Here is a 14,605-nt window from a genome sequence, read left to right as displayed (position 1 = left end):
AAGGAGGAAAAATGGCGATTGAGGCTCGAAAAATGTGGGTGCACGGCCGGGTACAGGGCGTCGGGTTTCGTTACAGCACGCGGAGTGAAGCGCTACGGCTGGGGCTGCGCGGCTACGCGAATAATCTTGATGACGGCAGCGTGGAGGTGCTCGCCTGCGGCGAAACTGAACAGCTGGACGCCCTGCTGGCGTGGTTACAGGCGGGTGGTCCGCGCAGCGCGCGTGTCGATAAGGTGCTGGTGGAGCCGCACGTCGGCAATGCGCTACCCAGCGGTTTCACCACCGGGTAACGCTGCGCGTCCGCACCCGGCAGAGGGCGTGCGGCTGCACTAAGGGAATTGTTACTACAGCGTGTAAGTCAGGCTGTTACTTCTTCCGCTTACGCGCCTGTAGGGGAGTTACCTCGCGGGTGCGTATTACAGGCATTTGGCGGGCTTGGGCAGGCCGGCAATTTTGGTGGCCTGTTTGGCCGGGCCTTTAGGGAACAGGCGGAACAGATAGCGGCTGTTGCCTTTCTCTTCACCATATTTCTGCGCCATCGCCTTGACCAGCATGCGAACGGCGGGGGAGGTATTGAACTGCAGATAGAACTCCCGCACAAAGCGGACCACTTCCCAGTGTGCCTCGCTTAACGCGATCTCCTCTTCGGCGGCCAGCAGCGGTGCCAGCGCTTCATTCCAGTCGGTGACCACCTTCAGGTAGCCTTCCGCATCGCGTTCGATCTCTTTACCGTTAAATTGCACTCTGTTGCCCCACGTCTTGTTTTGCGGCGCGCAGTGTAGCAAAACTCAGCCGCACTAAACAGAAAGCCCCGCACGAGGCGGGGCCGGATCTTGCGCCGTAAGGCTTAGTTGCTGCGTGACATACCCAGCAGGCTCAGCAGGCTGACAAAGATGTTGTAGATTGAAACGTACAGGCTAACGGTAGCGCGAATGTAGTTGGTTTCGCCGCCGTGAATGATGTTGCTGGTCTCCCACAGGATTGCGCCGGCGGAGAACAGGATAAACAGCACGCTGATCGCCATATGCAGAGCAGGGATGTTGAGGAAGATGTTGGCGACGACCGCCACCAGCAGCACCACAAAGCCCGCCATCAGCATACCTGACAGGAACGACATATCCTTACGCGTGGTCAGCACATAGGCTGAACAGCAGAAGAACACCAGCGCCGTACCGCCAAGCGCCAGGCCAATCACGTCACCCATACCCGCGGACAGGAAGCTGTTCAGCATCGGCCCCAGGCAGTAGCCAAGGAAGCCGGTGAAGGCAAAGGCGGCCAGAATCCCCGCCGGGCTGTTAGCCAGACGATAGGTCAGGAACATCAGTCCGTAGAAACCAACCAGCATCAGAATAAAGCCCGGCGCAGGCAGCGCAAACACCGTACTCATGGTGGCGGTGAACGCTGAAAACGCCAGCGTCAGCCCAAGCAGAAAGTAGGTATTACGTAATACCCGGTGGGTACTGAGCAGCGAGCTATCACTGGCGGAAGTAACAAGGCGATCCATAAAGCACCTCTCAAGGTCCAATAAATAAAAACGAGCATAAAGAGAGGCTTCCGTCAGGAAAAGGCGTTTTACCCTTCTTTACTCGCTTGCCCGCTTTATTTATCATCAATCCGGCGTTTTTTGCAGCAGTCGATAGCCGGAACGCTTTTTTTTGCCCACTGGCAGAAAAATCAACTTTACAAGCCGCAGGGGGATGTTTATAGTGCGCCCCAACGTGGAGGGATGGCCGAGTGGCTGAAGGCAACGGTCTTGAAAACCGTCGACGGGAAACCGTTCCAGAGTTCGAATCTCTGTTCCTCCACCATCAAATTCAACGGGTCAGCGCAAGCTGGCCCGTTTTGTTTTGTGCAGGAAAAATAACGGGCTTGCTGAAGCCTGCTCCGTCAGCATTGCCCCTGCGACCCTGCGACCCTGCGACCCTGCGACCCTGCGACCCTGCGACCCTGCGACCCTGCATCCTCCCGGCGCGGATTTGCCCGGCTGACGTCAGAATAACCCGATCGTGATGTGAATTTGCGCATAACGGCGCTTTAATCAGCACCTGAATCTAAATGTTCATTAAATCAACAAACTAGAGAAAATTTTACTTGGCAACGTGTCCAATACTCCCTATACTTCGCTCCATCAGTTAGCGGATGTGTTCGCAGGCTGATAGCGTGGAGGGATGGCCGAGTGGCTGAAGGCAACGGTCTTGAAAACCGTCGACGGGAAACCGTTCCAGAGTTCGAATCTCTGTTCCTCCACCATCAAATTCAAACCCCAGTCTCGAAAGAGACTGGGGTTTTTGCTTTGGTGCTGCGCATCAAATGTCGCTCATGCTGAAAAACGTCGATATAACCTGCGATTGTCTGCACAGGCCGCCGCCTGTCGCCCACGACCATTCAGGAGAACTCCATCATGGGAACCTTAACCCCCGTCAGACGCCAGCAAAAACCGCCGATCCCCGGCGTGTCGTTATCCGTCTCTGCCGTTTCCTGCCGTTTGCTCCAACTGCGTTTCAGCGCTGAGCTGACGCAACGCTTTCTGCAACAGTGCAGCGGCTGGCCGGTGCAGGCGCTGGAGTACAAGTCGATGCTGCGTTTTCGCGTTGCTAAAATTCTGGACGAACTGTGTGGCGGTCAGCTGCGCCCGCTGCTGTTAACCACCTTACTGGGCCGCGAGCAGGGAGCCTTGCTGATCGCCGCCGATGGGCTTAATCAGGTGGAACAGGCCGACGATATGGTGCGGCTGGCCACGGCAATTGCCCATCTTATTGGTCGCTCCAACTTCGATTCGATGAGCGGGCAGTATTACGCGCGCTTCGTGGTGAAAAATGTCGACAGCTCTGACAGCTACCTGCGTAAGCCGGATAAACCGCTCGAGCTGCACAACGACGGCACCTATGTCGAGCAAGCCACCGACTACGTGATGATGATGAAAATTGACGAGCAGAACATGCAGGGTGGCGACTCGCTGCTGTTGCATCTGGACGACTGGCCGCAGCTGGAAACCTTTTTTCACCACCCGCTGGCCCGCCGTAGTATGCGCTGGGCCTCGCCGCCGAGTAAGAACGCTCCGCAAAACGTTTATCACCCGATTTTCAGCACCGACGAGTGCGGCCGCCCGGTGATGAGCTATATCGATCAGTTTGTGCAGCCGCGGGACTTCAGCGAGGGGAACTGGCTGGCCGATCTGTCAGACGCGCTGGAGAACAGCCCGGCCAAATTCGCCCTCCCGGTGCCGGTGGGCAGTCTCCTGCTGATCAACAATCATTTCTGGCTGCATGGCCGCGATCGGTTTACCCCGCATCCCGATCTGCGGCGCGAGCTGATGCGCCAGCGTGGCTACTTCACTCCGCTGTGCGGGCAATAGTGGCCGCCAGGCACTGAGGGGCATCATCGTATGTATGATTTCGCGATTGCCGGCGGAGGAATTGTCGGCATCTCCACCGCCATGCAGCTTATCTCCTGTTACCCGGATGCCCGTATTGTGGTGCTGGAAAAAGAGCACCGCCTTGCACAGCACCAGACCGGCCATAACAGCGGGGTGATCCATGCCGGGGTCTATTACAAGCCCGGCAGCCTTAAGGCACATTTCTGCCTGGCGGGAAACCAGGCGACCAAAGCCTTTTGCACCGCGCAGAAGATTCCCTGGCTGCAGTGCGGCAAGATGCTGGTGGCCACCACGCCGCTGGAGATGGAACGGATGGAGGCGCTGTGGAAGCGCAGCAAAGCTAACGGACTGGAGCGCGAGTGGCTTTCGGCCGGTGAGCTTGCCAGGCGCGAGCCGAATATCACCGGTCTCGGCGGGATATTCGTACCCTCCAGCAGCATCGTTGACTACCATAAGGTTACCGTTGCTATGGCGCGGGTGTTCACCGAAGCCGGTGGGGAGATACGTTTGCAGACGGAGATCCTCGGGCTGCGTGAAGAGGCTGACCGCGTCACCCTGGTAACCGCACAGGAGGAGCTGGCCAGCCGCTATCTGATTGCCTGCTCGGGTCTGATGGCAGATCGCCTGGTGAGCATGCTGGGCATCGAACCGGGTTTTATCATCTGCCCGTTCCGTGGCGAATATTTCCGCCTCGACGCCCAGCACAACCACATCGTTAATCATCTGATTTACCCGATCCCGGACCCGGCCGTGCCTTTCCTCGGCATTCACCTGACGCGCACCATTGATGGCGGCGTCACCGTCGGGCCGAATGCGGTACTGGCCTGGCGTCGCGAAGGCTACCGGAAAAGCGCCATCAGCTGCCGGGACCTGTTCGAAATGGCGCGTAATGCGGGAGTGCGCAAACTGTTGAAACAAAATTTCTCACTGGGCATCAACGAGATGAAAAACTCGTTTTTCAAACAGGGCTATCTGCGGCAGGTACAGAAGTACTGCCCCAGCCTGCAACTGGCCGACCTGCAGCCGTACCCGGCGGGGGTCAGGGCGCAGGCGGTCTCTGCCGACGGCAAACTGATCGACGACTTTCTGTTTGTCGCCAGCGAACGCACCCTGCACGTGTGTAATGCACCGTCCCCGGCGGCCACGTCGGCGATCCCTATCGGCCAGCATATCGTTGAGCGGGTGAAAGAGATGGTGAAACGGCATCCGCTGTCCGTGGCCAGGCGTGGCCGTTTTAGCCGGAGCAGAAGAGGAGGGGAGTGTGGCTCTGCAGCAAAACACGGCTTTTAGAGATTACGCGGTGCGGCACCCGGGCAGGCTACGCGGCAGCCCTGGATAATGATGTGAGAGGATCTACTGGCCCCGTTCGCCATCTTCAGCCAGGTGCGGCGGCAGCATGGCCGTTAGCGCCGCCAGCAGCGGACGCGGATCGTCCTTTTTCCATACGCACCAGCCCTCAGACTGCGTGACAGCACAGTCGAGCTGCACAAATGTCACCCCGGCCATCGCCGCATGTTCCAGGCTGGCGGGCACCAGCGCCACGCCAAATCCTTTTGCCACCAGCGCAATGACGCTCAGCCAGTGGCGCGCTTCACAGCGGGCATCCGCGTCGATACTGGCAGCAAGCAGCAGCGACTGAATGCGATCGTAGTAAAACGGCGACAGCGCGCGGGAGAACACCACAAAGTGTTCCCCGCGCAGCTGGGTTAAACCGACCTTCGGCTGGCCTGCCAGCGGGTGCTGCTGCGGCAGACACAGGGCGATGCGGTCGCGGGAAAAGCGCCGCGCCGCAATGCCGGCCGGCAGCTGACAGTGATGGACAAAGCCCACGTCGAGGCCACCGTGCAGCAGGTCGCTCAGCTGTTCGCGGGTGTTCAGCTCCAGCAGGCTCAGCCGTAATCCTGGCCTCTGCTGCTGAAAGCGTTGCAGCAGCGCGGGCAATCCCTGATAGAGCAGCGCGCCGACAAATCCGACTCGCAGGTGGCCGGTCACCCCATTGCTGATATCGCGTACCTGCTCCATCGCGGTGTTCATGCCGGCAATCAGCGCCCGGGCCGCCGGGATCAGCGCCTGCCCGGCGTCGGTCAGCCGCACCTGCTGGTGGCTGCGCTCAAACAGCCGTGCGCCGATGCTCTCTTCCAGCTGGCGAATGCTCACGCTTAGCGGCGGCTGCGAGATCAGCAGACGTCTGGCCGCATGGCCAAAATGCAGCTCTTCCGCCAGCACCAGGAAGTAACGTAAATGCCGAATATCCATCTATTGCCTGCCTCAGTGTCCGTTGATGCACCACGATTTTTCCAGCCTATCAGCCGATAGTCAGACGGTATTAGACAATCCTGCGTAAACGGCAAAAGGTAGGGGCTGACGCAATGACAGGAGAAGGCCATGATGCCCTTGAACGATCAACACAACGCTATTCCGGACGCTTTCGGCACCAGCCTGTGGCAAACCGATCCCACGCTGGACGCGCTGATTAACGCCTATCTGCCCGCCGGGCTGGCCGATCATCTGCGACCCCTGCTGCAGAAGCTTGGGGCGCTGGCGGGGGGGCGGCTGAGTGAGCTGGCCGATCGCGCCGATAAAAATCCACCGCAGTTGCAGCAGCGCACCCGTACCGGCGACGACGTTCAGCAGGTGATTAAACACCCGGCGTATTGCGAGATGGAGCACTGCGCGTTCAGCGAGTTTGCGCTGGCGGCGATCTCTCACTGCCCGGACCAGCTCGGCTGGCAGGGACAGCTGCCGCCGCTGGTAAAATACCTGTTTACCTATCTGTTTGTGCAGGCGGAGTTCGGCCTGATGTGCCCGGTCTCAATGACCGACTCGCTGGCCCGCACCCTGAAAAAATTCGGCTCACCCCAGTTGGTTGACCGCTATCTGCCGTGCCTGACCTCGCGGGACCCTGCCAGCCTGTTGCAGGGGGCGATGTTTATGACCGAGCAGGGCGGCGGGTCCGATATCGCCGTCACCACCACTCGGGCGGTGGCGCAGGGGGAAAACTATCTGCTGTACGGCGACAAATGGTTCTGCTCTAACCCTGATGCCGGGCTGGCGATGGTACTGGCGCGCATTGACGGTGCCGTGGACGGGATGAAAGGCGTCTCGCTGTTTCTGCTGCCGCGCACGCTGCCGGACGGCTCGCTTAACGCCTACCGCATTCTGCGGCTGAAAGACAAGCTGGGCACCCGCTCGATGGCCAGCGGTGAGATTCGTCTTGAGGGGGCCAGCGCCTGGCTGGTGGGGGAAGCCGGACGGGGTTTTGTACAGATGGCCGATATGGTCAACAACTCGCGGCTCTCTAACGGCGTGCGTTCCGCCGGGCTGATGCGCCGGGCGGTCAGCGAAGCGTTCTTTATTGCCCGTCACCGGCGGGCGTTTGGCAAAACGCTGATTGAGATGCCGCTAATGCGCCGCCAGCTGCTGAAGCTGCTGCTGCCCGCGGAGCAGGCGCGCAGCATGGTGTTTCAGACGGCCTGCGTGCTGCAGCAGGCGGACGGCGGCGATAAGCAGGCCTATGCGCTGCTGCGGCTACTCACCCCGCTGATCAAGTTCCGCGCCTGCCGTGACGCGCGCAGGGTGACCGGCGACGCGATGGAGATCCGCGGTGGTTGCGGTTATATCGAAGAGTGGGGGGATCCGCGGCTGGTCAGAGACGCGCATCTTGGTTCGATCTGGGAAGGTACCAGCAATATTGTGGCGCTGGACGTGCGCCGTGCCGTGCTGCGCGAGCACTCGCTGGATGCGCTGCAGCCCTGGCTGGGCCGGTTGCTGGATGAGTCTCAGTTGCCCCGTTCGCTGCAGCAGCAGTTCCTCCACGCGCAGCAGCGGGTGTTTGCTCTGGTGCAGGCTGCCGTGGCCGATAACGCTGGCGGGCAGGTGCGACGAGCCACCAGCGCCCTGTACCACCTGATCAGCGCGACGATTATGGCCTGGGAGAGCCAGCAGGCGCAGCTGCCAGACCGTCTGCTGCTGGCCGGGCTGGTGCTGCAGCACAAGCTGTTGCCCGCCGACCCGCTGGCGGCAGACGATGGCCTGAGCGCGGAAGACGAAGCGCGGCTGCTGGCGTCGGCGTGGGCACTGCCCGGGGAGGCCCGCTGATGACGCTCTACGTCACCGGAGCCTTAGCCGGCGTCCGGGTTATCGATCTGTCACGGGTGCTGGGCGGCCCGTACTGCGGCCAGGTACTGGGCGACCACGGTGCCGATGTGCTCAAGGTTGAGCCGCCGAAGGGCGACGAAACCCGCTTCTGGGGGCCACCGTTCCAGGACGGCGTGGCCGCCTACTATCTTGGCCTCAACCGCAACAAACGCGGCACAACGCTGGATTTATCCACGCCTGCGGGCGTTGAAGCGCTGTATGAACTGCTGGCCGATGCCGATGTACTGATTGAAAATTTCAAAACCGGCACCCTTGAGAAGTGGGGCCTCGGTTTTGACCTGCTGTCGCAGCGATTTCCACGGCTGATCCACTGCCGCATCAGCGGCTTCGGTGCCGATGGTCCGCTGGGGGGAAGGGTGGGCTACGACGCGGCGATCCAGGCGCTGTGCGGCATTATGAGCGTCAACGGGGAGGCACAGGGTGAACCGTTAAGGGTCGGCATCCCGCTGGTCGATCAGTGCACCGGGATGAACGCGGTCAGCGGTATTCTGCTGGCGCTGTACGAGCGAACGCAGAGCGGGCTGGGTCAGTTCGTCGAGTGCAGCCTGTTCGACACCGGCATCTCGCTGCTGCACCCTTATTCATCCAACTGGTTTGCCAGCCGGCAGCCGCCGCAGCGCACCGGCAACGCCCACGTCAGCCTCTATCCCTATGACGTGTTCCCGACGGCCACCGTGCCGGTCTTTATCGGCGTTGGCAATAACCGGCAGTTTGCCCTGCTGTGCGACTGCCTTGATGCACCGGCGCTGCGTGACGACCCGCGTTTTGCGGAGCCGGCGCTGCGTTCCATCAACCGCATCCCGCTGCGCCAGTTGCTGGTGGAGCTGCTGGCCGATCGGCAGGGGGCTGCCGTGGCCGATCGGCTGTTGCAGAGTGGGGTGCCTGCCGCGCCACAGCTGGACGTACCGGCGGCGTTGAACCACCCGCATACCGCCCATCGTCAGATGCTGGTCACCATTGGTGACGGCTATCGCGGCGTGGCCTCGCCGATCAAACTCAGCCGCACCCCGGCCAGCTACCGGCTGGCCCCGCCGGTTGCCGCTCTGGAACGGAAAAAAAAGGAAAGTCATCATGGATAACGTCGAACGGCCTGTTGTGCACCTTGAACGCGATGGCGAGATCCTGATCGCCCTTCTCGATAACCCGCCGGTCAATGCCCTCAGCCATGCGGTGCGTGCCGCGCTGTGGGCCGCCGTGGAGCGGCTGGAAGCCGACGCCAGCCTGCGGGCGCTGCTGTTGCTGGGGGCGGAGGGGCATTTCTCCGCCGGGGCGGACATCCGCGAGTTTGCCCAGCCGCGCCAGCCGCCGGCGCTGCGCGACCTGTGCAATCTGCTGGAGTCCTGCGGTAAGCCGGTGATCGCCGCCATGGCCGGCAACACCCTGGGCGGCGGACTGGAAATTGCGCTGGCCGCCCACTACCGGCTGGCGGTGGACGGCTGCCGCCTCGGCCTGCCTGAGGTGCGGCTGGGGCTGTTGCCGGGAGCGGGCGGTACCCAGCGCGCCCCGCGGCTGATGGGGGCGCAGGCGGCTCTGGCGCTGATCCTCAGCGGCCGTCCGCTGAGTGCCACCCAGGCGGTAGCGCAGGGGCTGGCGGACCGGTTGGGAACCGAGGCACGCCGCGATGGCCTGGCGCTGGCACGGGAACTGTTGGCCAGCGGTTCAGGCCCGCGCCCGACCCGCCACCAGACGGCGGCGCTGAAGAACGTAGCGGCCTGGCATGCGGCGCTGGTCGCGGCGCGGGGCAGCCTGAGCAGCGCGTATCGCGGACAGTTCTCACCGGGGCTGATTGTTGAGTGCGTGGCCGCCGCCTGTGAATCGTCGTTTGACGAGGGGCTGCGACTGGAGGCCGCACAGTTTATGCGCTGTCAGCACAGCCCCGAGCATGCGGCGCTGCTCTACGCCTTTAACGCCGAACGCAGCACCGCGAAGCTGGCCAGGACCGCACCGATGCCACCGGTCGCCTGCCGTCAGGTGGCGGTAGTTGGCGGTGGCAACATGGGCAGCGGCATTGCCATTGTGCTGCTGGACGCCGGGCTGGAAGTGGTGCTGTGCGAACAGGATGAGCCGCGGCTGGCGGCCGCACGGCAACGAATTGAGGAACACTATCATCGCCAGGTGTCGAAGCAGCGGGTCACCGCTGCGGCGGTGAACGCCCGGCTGGCACGCTACGGCGGAACTACCCGCTATGCGGATCTCGCCAGCGCCGACTGGGTGGTGGAAGCGGTATGGGAGGATCTGGCGGCTAAGCAGGCGGTGTTCCGCGAACTTGACCACCACTGTAAACCCACCGCCATGCTGGCCAGCAACACCTCTTATCTCGACATTCGGGAGATCGCCCGCGTTACCGGCAGGCCGCGGCAGGTGATCGGCCTGCACTTTTTTTCGCCCGCTCCGGTGATGCGCCTGCTGGAGGTGGTAATCCCGCCGGAGACGCCCTGCGACGTGGTGTCCGCCGCCTTCGGGCTGGCGCGTCGCCTGGGGAAAATTCCGGTGCGCACCGGCATCTGCGACGGCTTTATCGGCAACCGGATACTCTCGGTGTGCCGGCGTGCCGCAGAGGCGATGCTGGAGGAGGGCGCCTCGCCCTATCAGATCGATGCTGCGTTAAGGCACTTTGGTTTTGCGATGGGTCCGTTCCAGACCAGCGACCTGGCCGGTGGCGATATCGGCTGGGCGACCCGCCAGCGCCGTGCGGCCAGCCGCAGCCCGCAGGAGCGCTATGTGCAGGTGGCCGACCGGCTGTGCGAACGGGGCTGGTTTGGTCAGAAAAGCGGGCGCGGCTGGTATCGCTACGATACCGGCGAACCCCGAGGTACCGTCGACCCGGAGGTGCTGGAGATCGTTGCGGCCGAGCGTCGGCGTGCCGGCGTTCGGCCACGCGCCTTCGGCGATGACGAAATCGTCCAGCGTTATCTGGCCGCGATGATCAATGAGGGTGCCCGTATTCTTGAGGAGGGCATCGCGGGCAGGCCGCTGGATATTGATGTGGTACTGCTGAACGGCTACGGTTTTCCGCGCTATCGCGGTGGGCCGATGTACCGGGCGGACGGGATTGGCTTAAGACAGGTCCTCGCTGATATCGCTGACTATGCCCGCGATGAGCCGGCATTCTGGCAGCCCTCTGCGCTGTTGCTGCGTCTGGTTGCCGCCGGCGAGACCTTTGCCAGCCTCAATCACCGCTAACTGTTGACCAGGGTGGGTAACACCGCCCTGACGCCCGTTTAATGCCTTCTGTTTTCCCCTGCTTCCTGTTATTTTCTTCTGTGCAGAGAGGGGCAGAGCATTGTGTAAACATCTTGTTTCGTTTCAACGCAGTGAAGCCTCTAAACCGCCGGCGTCAGAATCTGCTATATTACCCTCATTACACTTCAAGCGAGTATTGGAACCCACTTATGATCAATAAGTTAACTCTGTGTGCAGTCGCCGTTTGCTCTGCACTTTCCGGCTCCGCCGCGTGGGCGGCCGATAGCGACTATCAGCTGGAACAGGTACTGATGCTCAGCCGTCACAACCTGCGTGCTCCGCTGGCGGATAACGGCAGCGTGCTGGCGCAGGCGACCAAAAAGTCCTGGCCAAAGTGGGATGTGCAGGGAGGTCAGCTGACCACCAAAGGTGGCGTGCTGGAGGTCTACATGGGGCGCTACACCCGTGAATGGCTGGCGCAGCAGGGGCTGGTGAAGGACGGCGAATGCCCGAATCCAGGCGCTATTTACGCCTATGCCAACAGCCTGCAGCGTACCGTGGCCACCGCACAGTTCTTTATTACCGGTGCTTTCCCCGGCTGTGATATCAGCGTTTCCCATCAGGATGAGATGGGCGTGATGGATCCGATCTTCAGTCCGGAGATCACAGACGGCAGTGATGCCTTCCACCAGCAGGCGCTGTCGGCGATGAACGCCGCCGGTGAGAAGCTGGCGCTGAAACCGGCGTTCCAGCGGCTGGAAAAAATCATTGATTACAAAAATTCTGCGGCCTGCGACGGCAAAAAGCAGTGCGATCTGAGCCGTGACGGGCAGAACAGCTTCAGTGCTGACAAGGGCAAGGAGCCGAACGTTGCCGGTCCGCTGAAGGTAGGCAATTCGCTGGTGGATGCCTTTACCCTGCAGTATTACGAAGGCCTGCCGCTGGAGCAGGTGGCCTGGGGGCAGATCAAAACCCCGGAGCAGTGGCAGGAGCTGTCGGCGATCAAAAATGGCTATCAGGATGCCCTGTTTACCTCGCCACAGGTGGCCCGCAACGTTGCCGCACCGCTGGTTGACTACATTCGCAGCCTGCTGGTAGAGCAGGATAAAAACGATACCCCGGCGGTGACGCTGATGGTTGGCCACGACTCCAACATTGCTTCGCTGCTGTCGGCGATGGACTTTAAGCCCTATGAACTGAACGGGCAGAATGAACGCACGCCGATCGGTGGTATGGTGCAGTTCCAGCGCTGGCACGATAAGAAAAACGACCGGGACCTGGTCAAGGTGGAGTACGTTTACCAGAGCAGCGAACAGTTGCGTGATGCACAACCGCTGTCGCTAGAGACCCCGCCGAAGCGCGTGACGCTGCAGATGGCCGGTTGCCCGACCGATGCCAACGGCTTCTGCTCGTGGGACACCTTCACCAAAGTGCTGACCGATACGCTGCAGGGCACTCCACTGCAGGTAGCGGCTCCGGCAGCTGCAGCGGCTGATGCGGCGAAAGCCCCGGCCGCGAATGCGGATGCGGCAGAGAAAGCGGCTGGTGACAAAGCCGCAGCCGATAAGGCAGCGGCGGACAAAGCGGCAGCGGATAAAGCAGCGTCTGAGAAAGCAGCTCAGGCTAAAGCCGCAGCGGATAAAGCAACGGCAGAGAAGGCTGCGCAGGCCAAAGCGTCTTCGGACAAGGCTGCGCAGGTCGCGAAAGAGAAAGAGAAGGCCGCGGCGGATAAAGCCGCAACAGAAAAGGCGGCTAACGACAAAGCCGTGGATAAAGCGGCTGACCAGCCTGCGGCCAAAGAGGCTCAGCCTCAGGCAGAGGCGAAACCGGCCCAGCCTGCGGCCGGCTAAGTTCCATTCGCTACAATCGCCGTACAGAAAGGCCGACGTGATGTCGGCCTTTTTTTATACGAACGGTTTACGATGCCACGACCACCAGCTTCTGATTCACAAACTCTTTGATGCCGAGATCGGACAGTTCGCGGCCAAAGCCAGAGCGTTTTACGCCGCCAAACGGTAGCTCGGCGGCGGTGTCGCTGGCGGAGTTGATATAGACCATTCCGGTCTCAATCCGTGAGGCCAGCGCGCGTGCGCGGGCAATGTTCTGGCTGAACACCGCGCCGCCCAGGCCGTAGTGGGAGTCGTTAGCCAGCTTCACCACCTCGTCATCGTCTTTGACGATATACACCTGCGCCACCGGGCCAAAGAACTCCTCGAAATACGCCGGGTTATCGCGGGTGATGCCGGTCAGAATGGTCGGCTGGTAGAAGCAGCCGGGGCCGGCTACCGGACCGCCGCCGATCAGCAACTGCGCGCCGTTCTCCAGCGCCCGGCTGACCTGTTCCTGCAGGCGATCGCGCGCGTCCGCCGACGACAGCGGGCCAAGGGTGGTGGCTTCGTCCAGCGGGTCGCCAATTTTGACCGCTTTAAACGCCTCGGTCAGCTTCTGCAGAAAGGCATCGGCGACCTTTTCATGCACCAGGAAACGTTTTGCGGCGGTACAAACCTGGCCGCAGTTGCTCAGGCGGGCGCCCGCGCCGTTTTTTACCGCTTTATCAAGGTCACAGTCATCCAGCACCACAAACACGTCGTTACCGCCCAGCTCCAGGGTGGTTTTCTTCAGGTGTTTACCGGCCTGCTGGGCAACAGCGCTGCCGGCGCGTTCGGAGCCGGTCAGCGCCGCTCCCTGCACGCGGTCGTCGGCGATCAGGTCGGCTATCTGTTCATTGCTGGCGAACAGGTTGGTCCAGGCCCCCTCCGGCGCGCCCGCTTCCCTGACCAGCTGCTCAAACAGCACCGCGCAGTGCGGCACGTTGGCGGCGTGCTTGGCCAGCACAGGATTACCGGCCGCCAGGTTCGGTGCCAGCACGCGCATCAGCTGGTAGAACGGGAAGTTCCACGGCTCTACCGCCACCAGAACGCCGATCGGATGGTGTTCGACCCAGGCTTCACCGAGGTCGGTGGGATAGGGGACAGGTGCCAGAAAACGCTCCGCGTTGTCGGCGTAATAACGGGCGATCTGCGCACAAAGTTGCACTTCGCCGCGGCTCTGCCGCAGCAGCTTGCCCATCTCAATGCTGGCGGTTTTGGCCAGCTCATCGACGCGTGCGTCAATCAGGTCGGCCAGCTTATGCAGAACCTGCAGGCGTGGCTGAATAGGCCCTTTGGACCAGTCTGAATGGTAGAGGGCATCGGCCGTGGCCAGCGCCTGCTCGATCTGCCGATCGCTGTGGTCGGGCCAGGACTTAATCAGCGAATTGGTTGCGGGATTAATGCTCTGATAGGACATTGCGCTCTCCTTGAGTCAGTTTTCAGCCTGAGTGGGCCATTGTGTTGCTGCACGGAATAAGCGTAGTAGGCAAAAAAGGGGACAGGCCGTGTTTCGGAGGACTCTCACGGCCGGTAAGGCAGTCCGGGGCAGAGACGCCTGCCCCGGCAGGCTACACGTTGCGGCGTTCGACCTGTTTGTTATCCCAGGTGAGAATATCCTGGTCGGTCTTTTCAAAGGCGCGGATCAGCACGTCGTCGCTGCCCTGCTGCGCCCAGATGGTTTCCGCCAGCCGCTCGTCGTAGTTGGCCACTTCAAAAATCGCTTCGGCGATCTCATGGGAGGTCAGCCGCAGATCGGCCCACTGTGCCACATGGTGGGCTTTTGCTTGATGCGTTGTCATTCCGTTCTCCTGATTGAATGATGAAGGATCGGACTCTCGCCACAGGCGGCGCACCGTCCGGTGCGCCTGACTCCTCAGTATAGAAGATCGCCGCCGGTGTGCCTGTCGGCGCGAAAATAGGGTGTGCTCCCGCAACCCGCCATGCCGGCGCCTGTGGCGATGTGCTTGACCCGCCCGCACGAAGTGCGCACACTGGCGCAAATTTTTTTCCGGGTGGG

General features: G+C 61.6%; 12 protein-coding genes and 2 tRNA genes. 9 read left to right on the top strand and 5 right to left on the bottom strand.

The genetic code is table 11. From position 1 onward, the window contains the following. The first annotated feature begins 11 nt into the window (after positions 1 to 11). On the top strand, positions 12 to 290 hold the full coding sequence (gene yccX, locus NV64_RS06815; protein WP_056236816.1) for an acylphosphatase: 279 nt from the start codon (positions 12 to 14) through the stop codon (positions 288 to 290). 126 nt (positions 291 to 416) lie between these two features. Here yccX and tusE read toward each other — a convergent pair whose 3' ends face one another. Together tusE and yccA are read right to left on the bottom strand one after the other, a co-directional pair. Further along, positions 417 to 743 (bottom strand): sulfurtransferase TusE, encoded by a 327-nt coding sequence (gene tusE, locus NV64_RS06810; RefSeq protein ID WP_056236814.1) that lies wholly within the window; start codon positions 741 to 743, stop codon positions 417 to 419. A gap of 104 nt (positions 744 to 847) precedes the next feature. Continuing rightward, positions 848 to 1,504, bottom strand: a complete 657-nt coding sequence (yccA, locus tag NV64_RS06805) for an FtsH protease modulator YccA (protein WP_056236813.1) — start codon at positions 1,502 to 1,504, stop codon at positions 848 to 850. A gap of 216 nt (positions 1,505 to 1,720) precedes the next feature. On the opposite strand from yccA, the gene NV64_RS06800 reads away from it, so the two are divergent. The 4 genes from NV64_RS06800 (at position 1,721) to lhgO (ending at position 4,666) form a co-directional block, all read left to right on the top strand. After that, a tRNA-Ser gene (locus NV64_RS06800) sits at positions 1,721 to 1,808 on the top strand. 354 nt (positions 1,809 to 2,162) lie between these two features. Then, positions 2,163 to 2,250: transfer RNA gene (locus NV64_RS06795), tRNA-Ser, on the top strand. Between the two features lie 151 nt (positions 2,251 to 2,401). After that, entirely contained in the window at positions 2,402 to 3,355 is a 954-nt protein-coding gene (gene glaH / locus NV64_RS06790) for a glutarate dioxygenase GlaH (protein ID WP_101505595.1), read from the top strand. Positions 3,356 to 3,385: 30 nt separating this feature from the next. After that, positions 3,386 to 4,666, top strand: a complete 1,281-nt coding sequence (gene lhgO, locus NV64_RS06785; protein ID WP_056236810.1) for an L-2-hydroxyglutarate oxidase — start codon at positions 3,386 to 3,388, stop codon at positions 4,664 to 4,666. Positions 4,667 to 4,729: 63 nt separating this feature from the next. Here the strand turns inward: lhgO and NV64_RS06780 are convergent, their stop codons facing one another. Beyond that, entirely contained in the window at positions 4,730 to 5,632 is a 903-nt protein-coding gene (locus NV64_RS06780; protein ID WP_101505594.1) for a LysR family transcriptional regulator, read from the bottom strand. 129 nt (positions 5,633 to 5,761) lie between these two features. On the opposite strand from NV64_RS06780, the gene NV64_RS06775 reads away from it, so the two are divergent. From NV64_RS06775 to agp, 4 genes are all read left to right on the top strand, one after another. Beyond that, positions 5,762 to 7,474, top strand: a complete 1,713-nt coding sequence (locus NV64_RS06775) for an acyl-CoA dehydrogenase family protein (RefSeq protein ID WP_101505593.1) — start codon at positions 5,762 to 5,764, stop codon at positions 7,472 to 7,474. Next, positions 7,474 to 8,613: a CaiB/BaiF CoA-transferase family protein gene (locus NV64_RS06770; protein ID WP_101505592.1), complete on the top strand. Its 1,140-nt coding sequence runs from the start codon at positions 7,474 to 7,476 to the stop codon at positions 8,611 to 8,613. Before NV64_RS06775 ends, NV64_RS06770 begins: the two co-directional genes overlap by 1 nt. Then, positions 8,606 to 10,717: a 3-hydroxyacyl-CoA dehydrogenase NAD-binding domain-containing protein gene (locus NV64_RS06765; protein WP_101505591.1), complete on the top strand. Its 2,112-nt coding sequence runs from the start codon at positions 8,606 to 8,608 to the stop codon at positions 10,715 to 10,717. The genes NV64_RS06770 and NV64_RS06765 overlap by 8 nt, the downstream gene beginning before the upstream one ends. Positions 10,718 to 10,926: 209 nt before the next feature. Further along, positions 10,927 to 12,567: a bifunctional glucose-1-phosphatase/inositol phosphatase gene (gene agp, locus NV64_RS06760; protein WP_101505590.1), complete on the top strand. Its 1,641-nt coding sequence runs from the start codon at positions 10,927 to 10,929 to the stop codon at positions 12,565 to 12,567. 67 nt (positions 12,568 to 12,634) lie between these two features. Here agp and NV64_RS06755 read toward each other — a convergent pair whose 3' ends face one another. Then, positions 12,635 to 14,005 carry an NAD-dependent succinate-semialdehyde dehydrogenase gene (locus NV64_RS06755; RefSeq protein WP_056236802.1) on the bottom strand — a complete coding sequence of 457 codons (1,371 nt, stop codon included), beginning with the start codon at positions 14,003 to 14,005 and terminating at the stop codon, positions 12,635 to 12,637. 151 nt (positions 14,006 to 14,156) lie between these two features. Next, on the bottom strand, positions 14,157 to 14,387 hold the full coding sequence (locus tag NV64_RS06750; protein ID WP_056236801.1) for a YccJ family protein: 231 nt from the start codon (positions 14,385 to 14,387) through the stop codon (positions 14,157 to 14,159). Positions 14,388 to 14,605: the final 218 nt, after the last annotated feature.

Origin of the sequence: Erwinia sp. B116 (assembly GCF_002865965.1) — a bacterium.
Lineage (GTDB): Bacteria > Pseudomonadota > Gammaproteobacteria > Enterobacterales > Enterobacteriaceae > Erwinia.
The sequence above is the reverse complement of the archived record's forward strand: the minus strand, read 5'-3'. Positions and strand labels throughout refer to the sequence as shown.

What these genes read in the sequence shown, in the direction of transcription:
- yccX (WP_056236816.1), top strand. Translation starts at nt 12, where the DNA reads ATGGCGATTGAGGCTCGAAAAATGTGGGTGCACGGCCGGGTACAGGGC.
- agp (WP_101505590.1), top strand. Translation starts at nt 10,927, where the DNA reads ATGATCAATAAGTTAACTCTGTGTGCAGTCGCCGTTTGCTCTGCACTT.
- NV64_RS06780 (WP_101505594.1), bottom strand. Translation starts at nt 5,632, where the DNA reads ATGGATATTCGGCATTTACGTTACTTCCTGGTGCTGGCGGAAGAGCTG.
- NV64_RS06770 (WP_101505592.1), top strand. Translation starts at nt 7,474, where the DNA reads ATGACGCTCTACGTCACCGGAGCCTTAGCCGGCGTCCGGGTTATCGAT.
- NV64_RS06775 (WP_101505593.1), top strand. Translation starts at nt 5,762, where the DNA reads ATGATGCCCTTGAACGATCAACACAACGCTATTCCGGACGCTTTCGGC.
- glaH (WP_101505595.1), top strand. Translation starts at nt 2,402, where the DNA reads ATGGGAACCTTAACCCCCGTCAGACGCCAGCAAAAACCGCCGATCCCC.
- NV64_RS06765 (WP_101505591.1), top strand. Translation starts at nt 8,606, where the DNA reads ATGGATAACGTCGAACGGCCTGTTGTGCACCTTGAACGCGATGGCGAG.
- lhgO (WP_056236810.1), top strand. Translation starts at nt 3,386, where the DNA reads ATGTATGATTTCGCGATTGCCGGCGGAGGAATTGTCGGCATCTCCACC.
- yccA (WP_056236813.1), bottom strand. Translation starts at nt 1,504, where the DNA reads ATGGATCGCCTTGTTACTTCCGCCAGTGATAGCTCGCTGCTCAGTACC.
- NV64_RS06755 (WP_056236802.1), bottom strand. Translation starts at nt 14,005, where the DNA reads ATGTCCTATCAGAGCATTAATCCCGCAACCAATTCGCTGATTAAGTCC.
- NV64_RS06750 (WP_056236801.1), bottom strand. Translation starts at nt 14,387, where the DNA reads ATGACAACGCATCAAGCAAAAGCCCACCATGTGGCACAGTGGGCCGAT.